This is a genomic window from Nocardioides ureilyticus, assembly GCF_051280745.1.
Classification (GTDB): Bacteria; Actinomycetota; Actinomycetes; order Propionibacteriales; family Nocardioidaceae; genus Nocardioides.
The window spans coordinates 193,169-209,861 of sequence record NZ_JBNCOG010000001.1 but is presented as its reverse complement, the minus strand read 5'-3'; the positions used below and the strand labels follow the sequence as shown (position 1 = coordinate 209,861).

Sequence of the window (16,693 nt, the reverse complement as noted above, 5' to 3'; positions counted from 1 at the left end):
CGGTATTCCCTCGGGTCCGCAGGTTGCACGCCCGACCGGGGCCCGGCGGAGAAGCGAGGGGCGGACGCGGGCCGTCGGGCCCGCGTCCGCCCACGTGCGGTCGGTGGTGCTCAGCCCTCGGTCCGGGCCTTGCTGCGAGGGTTCTTCGGCCAGGAGTTCTTGTCCAGCGGGTCGCTGCCAGCGCGGACCTCCTTGCCGTCGTTCTGACCACCGTTGTCGGTGTCGCGGTCGCACGGGTTGGTCTTGTGCTTGCGCACCTCCGCCCCGTCCTTGAGGCCGTCCCGGTCGCTGTCGGCCTTGCGCGGGTTGGTCGGGCAGCGGTCGTACCGCTTGTTGGCCGAGCCCTTGATCTCCTGCTTGTCCTTCAGCCCGTCGCGGTCGGTGTCCTTGCGGAGCGGGTTGGTCTTGGTGCCCTTGACCTCGCGGCCGTCCTTGAGGCCGTCGTTGTCGGTGTCCTTGCGGAGCGGGTTGGTCTTGGTGCCCTTGACCTCGCGGCCGTCCTTGAGGCCGTCGTTGTCGGTGTCCTTGTCCAGCGGGTCGGTCTTGGTGCCGTTGACCTCGCGACCGTCCTTGAGGCCGTCGTTGTCGCTGTCGGGGTCGTTCGGGTCGGTGCCGGCCGCGCGCTCCTCGTCGGTCTTCAGCCCGTCGCGGTCGACGTCCTCGTCGGCCGCGCGGTCGTCGTCCGGGTCGAGCGGGTCGGTTCCCGCGTCGACCTCGTCGCCGTCGTCCACGCCGCCACCGTCGGTGTCGGCGCTGTTCGGGTCGGTGCCGGCGTCGGTCTCCGCGCCGTCCTTGCGGCCGTCGTCGTCGGAGTCGGCGTCACGCGGGTCGGTGGGCTCGTTGCCGAACGCGTCGTTCTCCGAGCCGGAGGTCTCCTCGGTGTCGGTGAGACCGTCACCGTCGGTGTCCTGGCCGGCGCGGTCGTCGCTGGCGACGCGGGGGTCGGTCCCGTTGCGGACCTCGACGCCGTCGATGACGCCGCCGTCGTCGGTGTCGGGGTCCTGGGGGTCGGTCGGCCGCTTGCCGAAGGCGCTGTTGGCCGAGCCGCTCACCTCCTGCCCGTCGCCGAGGCCGTCGTTGTCGGTGTCGGCGTCGTCGGGGTCGGTCGGCCGGTTGCCGAAGGCGGTGTTGGCCGACCCGCTGCCCTCCTGGACGTCGGTGAGGCCGTCACCGTCGCGGTCCGACGGTGCGGGGGACGGCGAGGGCGTCGGCGCGCTCGGCCGGTCGTCGGCCGGCACGTTGACCGGGTTGGTGCCCTGGGCGACCTCGCGGCCGTCGCTGACGCCGCCGTTGTCGGTGTCGACATCGCGGGGGTCGGTGCGGTGGGTGGTGACCTCGGCGCCGTCGGTGAGGCCGTCGTCATCGGTGTCGGTGTCGTTGGGGTCGGTCCCGATCGCGACCTCGCGACCGTCGCCGAGGCCGTCCCCGTCGGTGTCGGCCACCGTTGGGTTGGTGGGCCGGTTGCCGAAGGCGGAGTTGGCCGACCCGCTCGTCTCCTGCGTGTCGGTCAGGCCGTCGCGGTCGGTGTCGGTCGTCCGGTCGTCGTCCGCGCCGTTGCGCGGGTCGGTCGGCGGGGTGCGGTCGCGCTCGGCGCCGTCGGTGACGCCGCCGTTGTCGGTGTCCGGGTCGTTGGGGTCGGTGGGGACGCCACCGTTGCGCGAGCCGGTGATCTCCTCGCCGTCCGAGAGGTCGTCGTTGTCGGAGTCGGCGTCGAGGGGGTCGGTCGCGGGCGAGGGGAAGGAGTTGCCGGTCCCGGCCAGCTCCTGGCCGTCGGTCCGCCCGTCGCGGTCGGTGTCGCGGCTGTTGGGGTCGGTCCCGACCTGGACCTCACGGCCGTCGTTCACGCCGTCGTCGTCGGAGTCGGCGTCCTTGGGGTCCGTCGCCCCGGTGCCCGGGCCGTAGGGGTTCTTCGACCCCGACGTCTCCTCGGCGTCGGTCAGGCCGTCCTTGTCGGTGTCGGTCGTGTCGGTCGTGGTGCCGCAGACCAGGCCGCCGACGGGGGCGGTCGCGGCCACCGACATCGGGAACAGGTCGACCTCGGCGACGGTCAGCCCGCCACCGAGGATCGGCAGCAGCGAGAGCTCGAGGTGGAGCAGGCTCGCGGCTGCCTGTGCCGAGGTGCCCGCGGCGGGGACCGCCTGGGTCGCGGTGCCCAGCGAGAGCTCCAGGTTCAGCAGGGGGTTGCCCGGGACGGCGAAGTCCTGCGGCACGCCCGGTGCCAGCGGCTCCACCTCCATGCCGGCGCCACCCACGGTGACGACCGGCCGGACGTACTCGACCTTGGACTGGCCGGCGTCACCGGTGACGGTCGCGGTCAGCCGGGGCGGCGAGGCCACCTTGACGACCAGGTTGCCGGCGAGCAGGCGCAGGTCCACCGCGGAACCGGTGGCCTCGGCGACGACGTCGCGACCACCGTCGGGCTCGTCGTTGTCGACGAACCGCGTCTCCTGGCGCGAGGACACGGCGCCGGGCACCTCGACCAGCGCGCCGAGGCCGGGGATGTCGAGCACGGCCGCGTCCGCGGTGGAGACGGAGGAGCGGGAGACGACGGGAACGCCGGGCTGGCAGCTGCCGGTCGGCGCGAAGCGGGCGTGCGCCTCGGCGTTGGACACCCCGAGCGTGAGGACGCCGGGCAGCGAACTGGTCGGCACGATCGACGCGGTCGCCGGGCTGGCGTGGTCGGGCGGCGCGGTCTGGGAGGCCGAGGCCAGCAGGCCCGGCAGGTCGACGCCGAGGAGCGCGGCGTCGACGTTGGACGCCGCGGCCGTGGCCCGGGGAGCGGTCGCGGAGACCGCGCCGGTGGCGCGACCGAGGCCGAGCTCGACCGCGGTGAGCAGGCCGCCGGCGTCGAGCGCCTTGGCGTGGAGGACCTCGGTGGAGACCGAGGAGGTGACGGAGGTGGGCACAGGCAGCGGCTCCGCCGATGCCGGCGCCACGACGAGGGAGAGAGGGAGGGCGGCGGTCGAGAGGCCGACGGCAGCGCCCAGGGCACGCTTGGTCTTCATGGTTTCCTCATGGGGAGAGACGGGTGCGGCCCGCCGACGACTCGAGTGTGCTCAAGGACCGGGGCGCCGTGCCGAGCCGTGCTGCGGGGGTGTGGCAAGAGCAGGGTTGAAACTACCTCTCAGGGCTGCTTCCCGCACAACTTTCCCGGGTTGGACTCGGCGCGCCGGCGAGGCGTAGGCTGGGGTCCGCGCCAGAGGTCTGCCTGCGTCCCGGACGGAGTGGACCCTCGCTCGCTATCAGCCCGATCTCCCCGCTGTGGGAGCGGGCACGACACCACCGGTAGTGAAACCGACCTCGCGTGCGCGCCCGCACGACTTCTGCCCACCCAAGGATCTGACCTTCTCCATGACGAGCACCCTCTCCACTCCTCTTCCCGACTACGACGCGCCCCAGGTGGCGGTCAACGACATCGGGTCCGAGGAGGATTTCCTCGCGGCGATCGACGCGACCATCAAGTACTTCAACGACGGCGACATCGTCGACGGCACCATCGTCAAGGTGGACCGTGACGAGGTCCTGCTCGACATCGGCTACAAGACCGAGGGCGTCATCCCCTCGCGCGAGCTGTCGATCAAGCACGACGTCGACCCGTCCGAGGTCGTCGAGGTCGGTGACAAGGTCGAGGCCCTGGTCCTCCAGAAGGAGGACAAGGAGGGTCGCCTGATCCTGTCCAAGAAGCGCGCCCAGTACGAGCGCGCCTGGGGCACGATCGAGCAGGTCAAGGAGGAGGACGGCGTCGTCGAGGGCACCGTCATCGAGGTCGTCAAGGGCGGCCTCATCCTCGACATCGGCCTGCGCGGCTTCCTGCCGGCCTCGCTGGTGGAGATGCGCCGCGTGCGCGACCTCCAGCCCTACGTCGGCCAGACGCTCGAGGCGAAGATCATCGAGCTCGACAAGAACCGCAACAACGTGGTCCTGTCCCGCCGTGCCTGGCTCGAGCAGACCCAGTCCGAGGTCCGCCACGGCTTCCTGACCCAGCTCCAGAAGGGTCAGATCCGCAAGGGCGTCGTCTCCTCGATCGTCAACTTCGGTGCGTTCGTGGACCTCGGCGGCGTCGACGGCCTGGTCCACGTCTCCGAGCTGTCCTGGAAGCACATCGACCACCCGTCCGAGGTCGTCGCCGTGGGCGACGAGGTCACCGTCGAGGTCCTCGACGTGGACATGGACCGCGAGCGTGTCTCCCTGTCGCTGAAGGCGACCCAGGAGGACCCGTGGCAGCACTTCGCCCGGACCCACCAGATCGGCCAGATCGTGCCGGGCAAGGTCACCAAGCTGGTGCCCTTCGGCTCGTTCGTCCGCGTCGAGGAGGGCATCGAGGGCCTGGTGCACATCTCCGAGCTGGCCGAGCGCCACGTGGAGATCCCCGAGCAGGTCGTCCAGGTCAACGACGACGTCATGGTCAAGATCATCGACATCGACCTCGAGCGTCGCCGGATCTCGCTGTCGCTCAAGCAGGCCAACGAGACGGCCACCGCTGCCGACGTCGAGGACTTCGACCCGACGCTCTACGGCATGACCGCGACGTACGACGAGCAGGGCAACTACGTCTACCCCGAGGGCTTCGACCCGGAGACCGGCGAGTGGCTCGAGGGCTACGAGGAGCAGCGTGCGGTCTGGGAGGACCAGTACGCCAAGGCGCACGCCCGCTGGGAGGCTCACGTCAAGCAGCAGCAGGAGGCCGCCAAGGCCGAGGTCGAGGCCGGCGAGGCCACCTCGTACTCCAGCGGTGGCTCCGACGAGACGGCCGCCCCCGAGAGCGGTGGCGGCGGCGGCGGGTCGCTCGCCTCCGACGAGGCGCTGCAGGCGCTCCGCGAGAAGCTCACCGGCGGCGGTTCCTGAGCCTGTCGAAGGGCGGTTCCTGAGCCTGTCGAAGGGCGGTTCCTGAGCCTGTCGAAGCAGTGATCACACACTGCTGCTGAGCAGTACCAACGAGGGTCCGGTCACCGTGAGGTGACCGGGCCCTCGTGCGTCTCCACCGGTGGGGGCGGGCCGTTCCGACAGACCGGGGACCCGGGGCAGGGTCACCGGATGATGGTGGGACGGAACCGAGGGTCGTCGTCGTGGTGGGAGGCAGGGGGACGGGACGGGCCGCGCCCGTCGTGGAAGGTGCGGAGGGTGGTCGCGGCGGCCATGGCGGCGGCGACAGCAGCGAGGAGCAGCAGCAGGATCATGGCAGGAACGATGCTCCTGTCGTGATCCTGCCACGAGTGGCAGGAACGTCGCCTCCCATTGATTTCCTGCCAGCCGTCGGTGAGAGTGCTCCCGTGCAGAACGTGGTGGTGGTGGTCCAGGACGGCGTCGAGCCCTTCGGACTCGGAGCGATGTGCGAGGTCTGGGCCGAGCCGTACCACCCGGAGGACGACAACCCCGTCTTCGACTTCACCGTGGCGACGCCGCGACCCGGTCGGGTGCGGGGGCCGGCGGGCTTCGACCTGTACGTCGAGCACGGGCTCGACACGTTGGCACACGCCGATCTCGTCTGCGTGTGTCCCAAGCGCGGGTACCTCGACCCCTCACCCGAGGTGGCGGAGGCGCTGCGGGCGGCCCACGACCGTGGCGCGACCGTCTTCGCGCACTGCACAGCGGCGTTCGTGCTCGGCGAGGCGGGACTGCTCGACGGGCGTCGGTGCACCACCCACTGGCGCCACGTCGACGCCTTGACCGCCCGGCACCCCGAGGCGGAGGTGGACGCCGACGTGCTGTACGTGCAGGACGGGAACGTCGTCACCGGGGCCGGCTCGGCCGCCGGCCTCGACGCCGCGCTGCACCTGCTCCGCCAGGAGTTCGGGGCGCGGACCGCTGCGGCCGCCGCCCGCCGGATGGTGGTGCCGCCGCACCGGGACGGGGGCCAGGCCCAGTTCATCGCCCGCGCCGTCCCCGACTGCGATGCCGAGACCCTCGGCCCGCTGCTGGGCTGGATCCTGGAGCACCTCGACGAGGACCTCGACGTCGACTCGCTCGCGCGCCGAGCGCTGATGTCCCCACGGACGTTCGCGCGCCGCTTCCGCGCGGAGACGGGCGCCACGCCACACGCCTGGGTGACCCGCCAGCGGGTGCTCTGCGCCGAGGAGCTGCTCGAGCGCACCGACCGACCGGTGGAGTGGATCGCCCGGGAGGTCGGGTTCGCCAACTCCGCGACGCTGCGGCACCACTTCACCCGGCTGCGCGGGGTCAGCCCGCAGCAGTACCGCCGGCAGTTCGCCTGCTGAGCTCGGGCGTACGGCGCCGGGACGGGCATGCGCGACGTCGCTGACGGCAGAGGTGCTGGACGCGGCTCCTGTGCCGGTCACCGTGCTCGGACCACGGACGGGATCGCGCCTGACGGGCCGACCAGCTCGCGGAAGGAGCCGTCATCGGCTATCGCGACCGGAGCTCCACTGCTGCGGGCGCATGCGAGTGTCGTGGTGGTCAGCCACTCCTCACACGACAGCCCGGTGTCGAGGGCGCCTTCGGGGTCGGCGACCTCGATGACAGTCGTGTCCCGCGGTCCGCCGGTGGCGGGGTCGTGGCGGGCGCGACGCCACGCTCCGTCGAGTCCGCACGCGGGTCGCTCGCGCCGCAGCCCGTCGCCGCCGTCAGGGCGAGGGCAGCCACCACGTGGCGGAGACCTCCCATGCGACAACCCCTTCCGGACGAGACGCAGCTGTCACTGTGACGCGTCGACCCGAGCCGGGGTTGCGGTCGGCGAGGACGGTTGGCCACGGCGTGCCCGCGCCGGACGCGGATGCCCGGCCCCGCTGCCGTGCCGGTAGCCTCGGGCGCCATGCGCGTGGGACTGACCGGAGGGATCGCCTCGGGGAAGAGCACCGTCTCGGCGATCCTCGCCGAGCTCGGCGCGGTCGTCATCGACGGCGACCTCCTGGCACGGGAGGTCGTCGAGCGGGGCACCCCCGGCTTGGCCCGCGTGGTCGAGACCTTCGGGGACGAGGTGCTCACCGCCGACGGCGACCTCGACCGGCCGGCCCTCGGTGCGATCGTCTTCGGTGACGAGGTGCGGCGGCGGGAGCTCGAGGCAATCGTCCACCCGTTGGTCTTCGAGCGGATCGTCGAGCTCGAGGAAGGAGCCTCCGAGGACGACCTCGTCGTCCACGACATCCCGCTGCTGGCGGAGTCGGGGCGCGCGTCCACCTTCGACGCGGTCGTCGTGGTCGACGTGCCGACCGAGCTGCAGCTGGAGCGGATGCTGTCCCTGCGCGGCATGACGCGCGAGGACGCCGAGGCCCGGATCGCCGCCCAGGCCAGCCGCGAGCAGCGCCTCGCCGTCGCCACCCACGTCATCGAGAACACCGGCTCGCTCGCACAGCTGCGGGACCGGGTCCTCGAGGTCCACGCCGACCTCACCGGAGCCGCCTGATGGTCCGTCGCCTCCCCGCCCTGGCCGTTGCCGCCGTGCTCGTGCTCGGCGCCTGCTCGAGCGGTACGCCGGCGCCCTCGGCCAACGGCGGCGTCGAGCCCACGCGCGCCGACCGGACGGACAGCGCCGACTCCTCCAGCGCCCCGGTGTCGGGGGAGCCGTCGGATCCGGGTGCCCCGACCGGCTGGGGACCGACCGAGGGGGAGCTGGCGCAGGCGCGCGAGCTGGTGGCCGACTGGACGGCGGCGCAGCTGGCCGGCCAGGTGATCGTCGGCCGGTTCCGAGGGACCGACCCGGCGGAGGCGGCGACGCTGGTCCGCGACCTGCACCTCTCCGGCTTGAGCGTGACCTCCGGGAACATCGTCGACGGCGAGCAGGTGCAGGCCCTGAACGCCGCCGTCTCCGACGCGGTCGCCGCGGACGGCCGGGACTTCCCGGCGGTGCTCGGTGTCGACCAGGAGGGTGGCGTGGTCTCCCACCTCCGCGGCATCGCCACGGAGTTCCCGTCCTTCGCCCACGCCGGAGCGGCCGTCCAGCAGGGCCGGGGCGGCAAGGCCGTGGTGCGCCGCGCGGCGGAGACGACGGGGCTGGAGCTGCGCGAGCTGGGCTTCACCTGGGTCTTCGCCCCGGTCGCCGACGTGACCGTCGGCGCGGCGGACCCGACGATCGGCACGCGGTCGCCCTCGACCGATCCCGCCCTCGCGGCGGCCGCCGTCGAGGCAGCGGTGGCGGGCTACAACGCCGCCGGCGTCGTGTCGACCACCAAGCACTTCCCCGGCCACGGCTCGGTGAGCGCCGACAGCCACGAGACGCTCCCGCTGCTGCCGCGGACGATGGCCGAGCTCGAGGCGACCGACCTCCCGCCGTTCGCGGCCGCGGTCGACGCCGGCGCACCGGCGGTCATGGTGGGCCACCTCGACGTCGAGGCGATCGACCCGGGCGTCCCGTCCACCCTCTCGCCGCCCGTCTACGAGTTCCTGCGCGAGGACCTGGGCTTCGAGGGCGTCACCGTCACCGACTCGCTCGGCATGGGCGCTGTCATGGGGCGGCCCAAGCCGGCGGTGAGGGCGCTCGAGGCCGGCGCCGACCTGCTGCTCATGCCGCCGGACACGCGCAACACGCACGCGACCGTCACCGCCGCCATCGAGTCGGGCGAGGTGACCCGCGAGCGGGCCGAGGAGGCCGCGGCCGCGGTGGTGGCGCTGCAGCTGTGGCAGGCGCGCGTCGCGGCCGAGGTCGACGTGCCCCCGAACGTCGTCGAGCTCGCGGGAGAGGCCTCCCGCGAGCTCGACGCGGCGTACTGAGCGAGCCCCCGAAGCGGGACCCGGGGCTCCCGACCGAGATCAGGCAGCGAGGTCCGGGTCGGCGATCCGGCGGAGCTTCTGCAGCGCCTCGCGCTCGAGCTGGCGGACCCGCTCTGCGGAGATGCCGTGCTTGGCGCCGATGTCGGCCAGCTTGTGCTGGCGACCGTCGGTGAGGCCGTAGCGGGAGCGGATGATGTCGGCGGCACGGTCGTCGAGGTGGCCGACCAGGTGGTTCAGGCGGTCCCGCGACTCGGTGTCGAGCACGGTGAGGTCCGGGCCCGGGGCGGTCTCCTGCGCCATCAGGTCGCCGAGGGAGGTGTCGCCGTCCTCGTCGACGGGAGAGTCGAGGCTGACGTGCTCACGGCCCCACGACATCAGGTCCAGCACCCGCTCGAGGTCCATGCCCAGCTCCGTGGCGATCTCCTGCGGCTCGGGGTCGCGACCGAGCTGACGCTCCAACGTCCGGCGCGCACCGCCGACCTGGTTGAGCTCCTCGACCACGTGGACGGGCAGCCGGACGACGCGGGCCTGCTGGGCGATGCCACGCGTGATCGCCTGGCGCACCCACCAGGTGGCGTACGTCGAGAACTTGTAGCCCTTGGTGTAGTCGAACTTCTCGACCGCGCGGATCAGGCCGGTGTTGCCCTCCTGGATGAGGTCGAGCATCGGCATCTGCGCCCGGCCGTACTTCCGGGCGATCGAGACGACCAGCCGCAGGTTGGCGGTGATGAACTGGTCGACGGCCTTGCGGCCTTCCTCGGCCAGCCACTCCAGCTCCTCCTGGTTGGCCGACATCGGCGCGCCGCCCTTGCGGCGGCCGACCCGGCCCTGCGCCAGGAGGTGCTCGGCGTAGAGGCCGGCCTCGATGGTCTTGGACAGCTCGACCTCGGCGGCCGCGTCGAGCAGGGGGTTGCGGGCGATCTCGTCGAGGTACAGGCCGACGCTGTCGCGCCCCTCGATCTCGCGCGCCCCGACCGGTGCGGTGCGTGTTGCCATGCCGACCCCCTCCTCACTGTGCGGCGCCACCGGCGCCTCACGACGTCTACAACGCACCCTGTGTCCCGGCGATTCCCGCGACAAACCTCGGTGCCTTCACGGGGAACGACGAGCGGGGAGCCCGCGGAGTTGCACGGCCGCGGGACTCTCAGGGTCTTCTCAGTCCCGCCGTCCTCCGCCAGTGGTTCGGGGCCGGCGCCGCGGTGGATGGGATCGGGGGTCTCAGCGGTCGGCCAGGCCCATCCGGTCCAGCATCCAGGCGAGGGTGAAGGCGCGGTCGTGCCAGGACTTGTAGCGCCCGGAGACGCCACCGTGCCCGGCGGCCATCTCGGTGCGGAGCAGGACGTCGGCGTCCGGGTTCGTCGCGCGGATGCGCGCGACCCACTTGGCCGGCTCGACGTAGAGCACCCTGGTGTCGTTCAGGGAGGTCTCGGCCAGGATCGGCGGGTAGGGGCGCTCCGCGACGTTGTCGTACGGCGCGTACGAGGCCATGTACTCGTAGACCTCGGGGTCGGCCTCGGGGTTGCCCCACTCGTCGTACTCGGTGACAGTCAGCGGCAGCGTCGAGTCGAGCATCGTCGTGAGCGCGTCGACGAACGGCACGCCGGCCACGACGCCGCCGAAGAGCTCGGGCGCCTGGTTGGCCACCGCACCCATGAGGAGGCCGCCGGCGCTCGCGCCCTCGGCGAGGAGCGTCTCCGGCTGGGACCAGCCGGTGTCGACGAGGTGGCGGGCGCAGGCGATGAAGTCGGAGAAGGTGTTCTGCTTGCGCATGAGCTTGCCGTCGTCGTACCAGCGGCGGCCCATCTCACCGCCGCCACGCACGTGGGCGATCGCGAACGCCGCACCGCGGTCGAGCAGCGAGAGCCGCGCGACCGAGAAGTAGGGGTCCATCGACGCCTCGTAGGCGCCGTACCCGTAGAGCAGGGTGGGGACCGGCCGCGACCCCATCGTCTCGTCCTCGCGGGCGTCGCGGCGGCACACGATCGAGATGGGAATCCGCTCGCCGTCGTCGGCGGTCGCCCAGAGCCGGTGCTCCTGGTAGTCGGCCGGGTCGTACCCGCCGAGCACCGGTGCCTGCTTGAGCAGGGTCAGCTCGCGGGTGCGCACGTCGTAGTCGTAGACCGAGGACGGCACCGCCATCGTGGTCCAGCCGATCCGCACCGTCGGCTGCGCGAAGCCGGGGTTGCCGCCGGAGCCGACGGTGTAGAGGGGCTTGTCGAACTCGACCAGGTAGTCCTCGCCGAGGCCGTCACTACTCTCTCCCGGGGGCGCGAGCTCGATGATCCGCAGCTGGGTGAGGCCGTTGCTGCGCTGGTGCACGACGAGGTGCCCGGCGAAGGCGTCGACGTCCTCGAGCCGGACGGCCGGGTCGTGGGGGACCAGCGGCACGAGGTCCGCGACGGGCGTGGGCGCCACCGGGGCGGTGCCGATCTCGAAGTCGGGGCCCGAGGCGTTGTGGAGGACGAGGAACCGGTCCTCGCCGGCGATGACCGCGTGGTCGAGGGAGTACTCGATCCCCTCGCGCCGCTCGGCGAAGACCTGGAGGCCCAGCTCGGGGGCGTCGGCGTCGAGGTAGCGGTACTCGGAGGTGACCTTGGAGCCGGCCGCGACCATGATGAAGCGGTCGCTGCGCGTGCGGCCCACCCCGACCCAGAACCGGCCGTCGGTCTCGTGGTGCACGAGCTGGTCCTCGGCCTGCGCCGTGCCCAGCCGGTGCCGCCAGATCTTGTCGGCGCGCCAGGAGTCGTCGACGGTCGTGTAGTAGAGGTCGAGCCCCTCGCGGTCCCACGTGGCGCCGCCGATGACGCCGGTGATCTCGTCGTCGAGCAGGTCGCCGGTCCGCAGGTCACGGACGCGGACGGTGTAGCGCTCGTCGCCGACGGTGTCGGTGGAGTAGGCGAGCAGGTGCCCGTCGGGGCTCACCGCCGAGCCGCCCAGGGAGAAGTACTCGTGACCCTCCGCGAGGGCGTCCAGGTCGAGGATCACCTCCTCGCCGGGCAGGGCCGGCTGGTCGGCCGGGCAGTCCTCGGCGGGCGTCGGGGGAGTCCAGTCGTCGGGTCCGGCGACGGGGACCCGGCAGGTGGCGCCGTACTCCTTGCCGGCGAAGGTCCGGCCGTAGTACCAGTGCCTGCGGTTGCGGGTCGGCACCGACAGGTCGGTCTCGCGGGTGCGGCCCTTGATCTCCTCGAAGATCGTCTGCCGCAGCCCGGCCAGGTGGGCGGTCCGCGCCTGGGTCCAGGCGTTCTCCGCCTCCAGGTGGGCCAGGACCTCGGGGGCGTCCTTCTCCCGCAGCCACTCGTAGTCGTCGGTGCGGTCGTGCCCGTGGACCTTCCGGCTGGTGGGTCGGCGCTGGGCTATCGGGGGCTGGGCTACCGGGGGCTGGGCGACCGGGGGCTGGGCGACCGGGGCTTGGTCGGCGGGCGGCTGCATGGTCGCGACGATAGCGTCGGGCCCGTGGCGACCATCGACCTCAACGCCGACCTCGGCGAGGAGGTGACCGACGACGCAGCGCTGCTCGCCGTGGTGACCAGCGCCAACGTCGCCTGCGGCTACCACGCCGGCACCCCGGCGATCATGCGCGCCGTGTGCGACGAGGCGGTGCTGCGGGGGGTCTCGGTGGGGGCGCAGGTCTCCTACGACGACCGCGAGAACTTCGGCCGGGTGGCCCGCGACGTCGCCGGGGACGTGCTCCGCGAGCAGGTGGCCGACCAGGTGGGCACCCTGTCGGAGATCGCCGCAGCAGCCGGCACCACGGTCCGCTACATCAAGCCGCACGGGGCGCTCTACCACCGCGTGCTCGACGACCCGGAGCAGGCGCGCGCGGTCCTGGACGGGTCGGGCCGGCTCCCCGTCCTCGGGATGCCGGGCGAGCTGTGGCGCCTGGCCACCGAGGCCGGCCGGCGCACGTGGTGCGAGGGCTTCCCCGACCGCGGGTACGCCGCGGACGGGCGGCTGCTGCCCCGCGGGAAGCCCGGGGCGGTGCTCGAGGAGACCGACGCGATCGTCAGCGCGGCGCTGCGCCTGGCGGGCGGGGTCGACTCCTTGTGCCTGCACGGAGACAGCCCCGGCGCCGTGGCGCACGCGGTCGCCGTGCGGGAGGCGCTGGAGGCCGACGGGTGGACGTTGGTCGGCCTGTGAGCGAGCGGGTGCCGCTGAGGACGCGACCGGCCGGGCCCCGCGCGGTGCTCGTGGAAGTCACCGACGCCACCAGCGCGCTCGCGCTGGCCACCTGGGTCCGCGCCCGAGACCTGCCGGTGGTCGACGTCGTGCCGGCCGCGGAGACCGTGCTGCTCGACGGCGTGGACCCCGCTGTGGCGGAGCAGTGGCTGGCCGGCTGGTCGCCCTCGACCGAGGTGCCCGCGGGCGGGGTGGTCGAGGTCCCGGTCACCTACGACGGCGAGGACCTGTCCTTCGTCGCCGAGCGGTGGGGCACCGACGTCGAGGAGGTCGTCGCACGGCACACGTCGCTGGAGCTGACGTCCGCGTTCTGCGGGTTCGCGCCCGGCTTCGCCTACCTCGCCGGCCTCCCGGCCGAGCTCGCCGTGCCCCGGCTCGACTCGCCCCGCCCGCGGATCGCCGCCGGGTCGGTCGCGATCGCCGACACCTGGTGCGGGGTCTACCCCACCGCGTCACCCGGGGGCTGGCGGATCGTCGGCCACACCGACGCCCCGCTCTGGGACGAGCGGCGCGACCCGCCCGCCCTCCTGGCGCCGGGCACCCGGGTCAGGTTCGTGCGCGCATGACGCTCACCGTGCTGCGCGCCGGCCACCTCACCACCGTGCAGGACGAGGGGCGCCCCGGCCACGCCCACCTCGGCGTGCCCCGTGCCGGTGCCCTCGACCAGCCGGCGTACGCGCTCGCCAACCGGCTGGTCGGCAACCCGCCCGGCGCGGCCGTCCTGGAGTCGACCCTCGGCGGGCTGGTCGTCCGCGCCGACGTCGGCCGGTGGGTCGCCGTCACCGGCGCCGACCGGCCGCACCCCAGGGCCGAGTGGCTCGCCGCCGGCACCACGCTCGAGGTCGGTACGCCGCGGCGCGGGGTGCGCAGCTACCTCGCGGTCGCCGGCGGGGTGGCCGTGGAGCCGGTGCTCGGCTCGCGGTCGACCGACACGCTGGCCTGGGTGGGACCGCCGCGGGTGGCCGACGGCGCCGTCCTCCCCGTCGGGGAGCCGGCCGGGCCGCCGGCCGCCCACGACACGCCTCGGCCGGGCGCGGCCGGACCGCTGCGGCTGCACCCGGGCCCGCGGCTGGACTGGTTCGCCGGCGACGCGCTCGAGCGGCTGTGCGTGGCGGCGTACCGGGTGGCGGACGCCTCGAACCGGATCGGCCTGCGGCTGGACGGGCCGGTCGTGGAGCGGGTGCGGCCGGGCGAGCTGGCCAGCGAAGGCATGGTGCTGGGGGCGGTCCAGGTGCCGCCGAGCGGGCAGCCGGTCGTCTTCCTCGCCGACCACCCGCCGACGGGCGGCTACCCGGTCGTCGCCGTGGTGGAGCCTGCGGACCTGTGGCGGTGCGCGCAGCTGCGGCCCGGCGACGCGGTGTGCTTCACCGCCGCTACTCGGGAGCGGGGGGTGGCAGCCAGGCGCTGAGGGCGGGGTCGTCGGCGGCGTAGGAGCGCACCGGACCGGCCGGCGTCTCGGCGGTCTCGAACCGGACCGTCACGACGCCCCTCCCCGACCCCCACACCCAGCCGCGGCCCAGCTCGGTGTGGACGACGTCCATGCCGGGCGCCCAGGTGCGCCGGGAGTGGGACGGCACCTCGACCTCCGGCACCTCCTCGTCCTCCTCAGCGGTCTCGCCGAAGAGGTCCTCCTGCACCCAGTCGGCCAGCCCGGAGACGCCGACGCCGAGCAGGCGGACGCCGCCGGAGGTGTCCAGGTCGGCGAGGAGCGCCCGCGCCACCCGCCCGACGGTGGCGGGGCTGTCGGTGGGGGAGGGCAGCGTGCTGGAGCGGCTCAGGGTCGTGAAGTCGTGGAGCCGGACCTTGATCGACACCGTCCGCCCCGAGAGCCCGTGCTTGCCGAGCCGGGCGGCGACCTCCTTCGCCTGCCGGGTCAGCAGGCCCTCCATGAGCCTCCGGTCGGTGAGGTCGGTGTCGTAGGTGCCCTCGACACTGACCGACTTCGCCTCGCGCTCCGCGACCACCGGTCGGTCGTCGTCCGCGCGGGCGAGCCGGTAGAGGCCGGAGCCGTGGGACCTGCCCACGAGCCGGACCAGCTCGTCGAGGCCGACCGCCTCCAGGTCGGCCACGGTGTGGATCCCCGCCCGCCGCAGCCGCTCGGCCGTCGCCGGACCGACGCCGGGGATGACGCTCACGTGCATGGGTCGCAGCAGCTCCCGCTCGGTTCCGGGCGGCACCACCACCAGGCCGTCGGGCTTGTCCAGGTCGCTGGCGACCTTCGCGATGAACTTGCTCGTCCCGATCCCGACCGAGGCGGTCAGCCCCCCGGTCGCCTCGCTGACCCGGCCGCGCAGCTCCTCGGCGAACGCGCTGACGGTCGGGACCTCCAGGTCGGCCAGGCCGGCGCAGGCGAGGTCGACGAAGGCCTCGTCCAGCGACAGCGGCTCGACGAGCGGCGAGACCGAGCGCAGGAGGGACATCACGGCGTGGGAGGCGTCGCGGTAGGCGTGGAAGCGACCGCTGAGGAACGCGGCGTGCGGGCAACGGGAGCGGGCCTCGCGGGTCGACATGGCCGAGCGGACGCCGTACCGACGGGCCTCGTAGGAGGCCGTGGCGACCACCCCACGACCACCGACCCCGCCCACGACGACCGGCTTGCCGCGCAGCGACGGCTTGTCGCGCTGCTCGACCGCGGCGAAGAAGGCGTCGAGGTCGAGGTGCATCACCGATGCGTGGGCACGCACGCCAGGTCCTCCTCGCCGCCGCCCACGGACCGGAACCTACCCCCGGGCGCCGACGGGCCGGCGTTCCTCCACAGCCCGCCGAGCCGAAGGGGTCCTCCACAGGCCCCGCTCGGAAGGCCCGGACGGGTCGGCGACCGGGGGGAGCGTCACCCCATGACCACCTCGCCCCCGGCCCCTCGTCCGGCCGCCACCACGTTCACCGCCCGCACCCCCGAGGACCTGCTCGCCGCCGTCCCGGTCGTGCTCGGGTTCCGGCCCGCGGACTCCGTCGTGCTGGTCACGACCGGTGCCAGCCCGCCCTTCCACGCGCGGGTGGACCTGCCCCGGCGCGGTGCGCCGTCCCTCGACGCCGAGGTCGACGCACTCGCCGCGACGCTCCTCGCGCCCTGCCGGCGCCATGCCGTGCGCCGGGCGGTCCTGGTGCTCTACACCGAGGACGCCCAGCTCGCCGCCCAGGTCGCCCGGGCGACGGTGCGGGCGTTCACCGCGGCAGGCATCGACGTGGTGGACACGCTCCGGGCCCACGACGGGCGGTGGTACGTCGCGACCGGTCCGCGCCACGGCGTGCCGGGCCACGGCGTCCCCTACGACGTCTCGGCGCACCCGTTCGCCGCCCAGGCGGTGCTCGAGGGTCGGGTCACCCACGGGTCGCGCGAGGAGCTGCGCGCCACCCTGGCGGAGGACCCGACGGCAGTCGCGGCGACCGTCGAGGCCCTCGGGGTCCTCCCCGGGGGCGAGCCGGCCTCCGAGGACGAGCTCCGCTGGGCCCGCGAGACCGTCCGCCGCCACGTCGCTGCCGGCACGGTGCCGAGTGAGGAGGAGGTCGCGCGGCTCCTGGTGGGGATGCTCGACGTGCCGGTGCGGGACGCGGCATGGGAGACGATGAGCCGGGGGGAAGCCGACCGGCACGTGCGGTTCTGGACCGACGTGGTCCGGCGGTGCCCGCCGCCCCTGCTGGCGGCGCCGGCCGCCCTGCTGGCGTTCGCGGCCTGGCTCGCCGGCCACGGCGCGCTCGCGTGGTGCGCCCTCGATCGCTGCGAGGAAGCGGCGCCGGGCTACCGGCTCGCCGGCTACCTCGCCCACGCCCTGACCCACGCCGTCCCGCCGTCGGTGTGGGACGGGGACGGTGCGGCATGAGTCACCCCCGGGGGTGTCGGTGCCCGCCGACG

The 16,693-nt window shown here is 73.8% G+C and carries 13 protein-coding genes; 8 read left to right on the top strand and 5 right to left on the bottom strand.

Annotated features, from left to right (window positions below):
• Nucleotides 1–110 precede the first annotated feature (110 nt).
• The gene (locus ACSMHG_RS01035; protein WP_435741473.1) at nucleotides 111–3,005 is read right to left on the bottom strand and encodes a hypothetical protein; all 2,895 of its coding nucleotides are present in this window, start codon (nucleotides 3,003–3,005) and stop codon (nucleotides 111–113) included.
• Nucleotides 3,006–3,351: 346 nt separating this feature from the next.
• Between ACSMHG_RS01035 and rpsA the strand changes: the two genes are divergently transcribed.
• A complete protein-coding gene (gene rpsA, locus ACSMHG_RS01030; protein WP_435741472.1) occupies nucleotides 3,352–4,845 on the top strand; it encodes a 30S ribosomal protein S1 in 1,494 nt (497 codons plus the stop codon).
• A 182-nt stretch (nucleotides 4,846–5,027) separates the two neighbouring features.
• Here the strand turns inward: rpsA and ACSMHG_RS01025 are convergent, their stop codons facing one another.
• Nucleotides 5,028–5,177 carry a hypothetical protein gene (locus ACSMHG_RS01025; protein ID WP_435741471.1) on the bottom strand — a complete coding sequence of 50 codons (150 nt, stop codon included), beginning with the start codon at nucleotides 5,175–5,177 and terminating at the stop codon, nucleotides 5,028–5,030.
• 93 nt (nucleotides 5,178–5,270) lie between these two features.
• Between ACSMHG_RS01025 and ACSMHG_RS01020 the strand changes: the two genes are divergently transcribed.
• The 3 genes from ACSMHG_RS01020 to ACSMHG_RS01010 all read left to right on the top strand — a co-directional run bounded on the left by ACSMHG_RS01020 (nucleotide 5,271) and on the right by ACSMHG_RS01010 (nucleotide 8,664).
• Nucleotides 5,271–6,215 carry a GlxA family transcriptional regulator gene (locus ACSMHG_RS01020; RefSeq protein ID WP_435741469.1) on the top strand — a complete coding sequence of 315 codons (945 nt, stop codon included), beginning with the start codon at nucleotides 5,271–5,273 and terminating at the stop codon, nucleotides 6,213–6,215.
• A 554-nt stretch (nucleotides 6,216–6,769) separates the two neighbouring features.
• A complete protein-coding gene (gene coaE / locus ACSMHG_RS01015; RefSeq protein WP_435741468.1) occupies nucleotides 6,770–7,360 on the top strand; it encodes a dephospho-CoA kinase in 591 nt (196 codons plus the stop codon).
• On the top strand, nucleotides 7,360–8,664 hold the full coding sequence (locus tag ACSMHG_RS01010; protein ID WP_435741467.1) for a glycoside hydrolase family 3 N-terminal domain-containing protein: 1,305 nt from the start codon (nucleotides 7,360–7,362) through the stop codon (nucleotides 8,662–8,664). Before coaE ends, ACSMHG_RS01010 begins: the two co-directional genes overlap by 1 nt.
• A 39-nt stretch (nucleotides 8,665–8,703) precedes the next feature.
• Here the strand turns inward: ACSMHG_RS01010 and ACSMHG_RS01005 are convergent, their stop codons facing one another.
• Complete coding sequence (locus tag ACSMHG_RS01005; RefSeq protein ID WP_435741466.1) at nucleotides 8,704–9,660, bottom strand: sigma-70 family RNA polymerase sigma factor; 957 nt, start codon at nucleotides 9,658–9,660, stop codon at nucleotides 8,704–8,706.
• A 222-nt stretch (nucleotides 9,661–9,882) separates the two neighbouring features.
• Nucleotides 9,883–12,093 (bottom strand): S9 family peptidase, encoded by a 2,211-nt coding sequence (locus tag ACSMHG_RS01000; RefSeq protein ID WP_435741465.1) that lies wholly within the window; start codon nucleotides 12,091–12,093, stop codon nucleotides 9,883–9,885.
• Between the two features lie 24 nt (nucleotides 12,094–12,117).
• Between ACSMHG_RS01000 and ACSMHG_RS00995 the strand changes: the two genes are divergently transcribed.
• Genes ACSMHG_RS00995 through ACSMHG_RS00985 form a run of 3 tightly spaced genes read left to right on the top strand, consistent with a single transcriptional unit; the run spans nucleotide 12,118 to nucleotide 14,248 of the window.
• Nucleotides 12,118–12,801, top strand: a complete 684-nt coding sequence (locus tag ACSMHG_RS00995; protein WP_435741464.1) for a LamB/YcsF family protein — start codon at nucleotides 12,118–12,120, stop codon at nucleotides 12,799–12,801.
• A gap of 14 nt (nucleotides 12,802–12,815) precedes the next feature.
• The gene (locus ACSMHG_RS00990) at nucleotides 12,816–13,406 is read left to right on the top strand and encodes a 5-oxoprolinase subunit B family protein (protein WP_435741541.1); all 591 of its coding nucleotides are present in this window, start codon (nucleotides 12,816–12,818) and stop codon (nucleotides 13,404–13,406) included.
• Nucleotides 13,403–14,248, top strand: a complete 846-nt coding sequence (locus ACSMHG_RS00985; protein WP_435741463.1) for a 5-oxoprolinase subunit C family protein — start codon at nucleotides 13,403–13,405, stop codon at nucleotides 14,246–14,248. Before ACSMHG_RS00990 ends, ACSMHG_RS00985 begins: the two co-directional genes overlap by 4 nt.
• Here the strand turns inward: ACSMHG_RS00985 and ACSMHG_RS00980 are convergent.
• Nucleotides 14,214–15,524, bottom strand: coding sequence for a DNA polymerase IV (locus ACSMHG_RS00980; protein WP_435741462.1), 1,311 nt, complete (start codon nucleotides 15,522–15,524; stop codon nucleotides 14,214–14,216). The genes ACSMHG_RS00985 and ACSMHG_RS00980 overlap by 35 nt on opposite strands.
• A 153-nt stretch (nucleotides 15,525–15,677) precedes the next feature.
• Between ACSMHG_RS00980 and ACSMHG_RS00975 the strand changes: the two genes are divergently transcribed.
• Complete coding sequence (locus ACSMHG_RS00975; RefSeq protein ID WP_435741461.1) at nucleotides 15,678–16,661, top strand: DUF4192 domain-containing protein; 984 nt, start codon at nucleotides 15,678–15,680, stop codon at nucleotides 16,659–16,661.
• The last annotated feature ends 32 nt before the right edge of the window (nucleotides 16,662–16,693 follow it).

Coding starts and splice junctions, on each gene's coding strand:
- rpsA (WP_435741472.1), top strand. CDS start 3,352: ATGACGAGCACCCTCTCCACTCCTCTTCCCGACTACGACGCGCCCCAG.
- ACSMHG_RS00975 (WP_435741461.1), top strand. CDS start 15,678: ATGACCACCTCGCCCCCGGCCCCTCGTCCGGCCGCCACCACGTTCACC.
- ACSMHG_RS00985 (WP_435741463.1), top strand. CDS start 13,403: ATGACGCTCACCGTGCTGCGCGCCGGCCACCTCACCACCGTGCAGGAC.
- ACSMHG_RS01010 (WP_435741467.1), top strand. CDS start 7,360: ATGGTCCGTCGCCTCCCCGCCCTGGCCGTTGCCGCCGTGCTCGTGCTC.
- ACSMHG_RS01025 (WP_435741471.1), bottom strand. CDS start 5,177: ATGATCCTGCTGCTGCTCCTCGCTGCTGTCGCCGCCGCCATGGCCGCC.
- ACSMHG_RS01005 (WP_435741466.1), bottom strand. CDS start 9,660: ATGGCAACACGCACCGCACCGGTCGGGGCGCGCGAGATCGAGGGGCGC.
- ACSMHG_RS01035 (WP_435741473.1), bottom strand. CDS start 3,005: ATGAAGACCAAGCGTGCCCTGGGCGCTGCCGTCGGCCTCTCGACCGCC.
- ACSMHG_RS01000 (WP_435741465.1), bottom strand. CDS start 12,093: ATGCAGCCGCCCGCCGACCAAGCCCCGGTCGCCCAGCCCCCGGTCGCC.
- coaE (WP_435741468.1), top strand. CDS start 6,770: ATGCGCGTGGGACTGACCGGAGGGATCGCCTCGGGGAAGAGCACCGTC.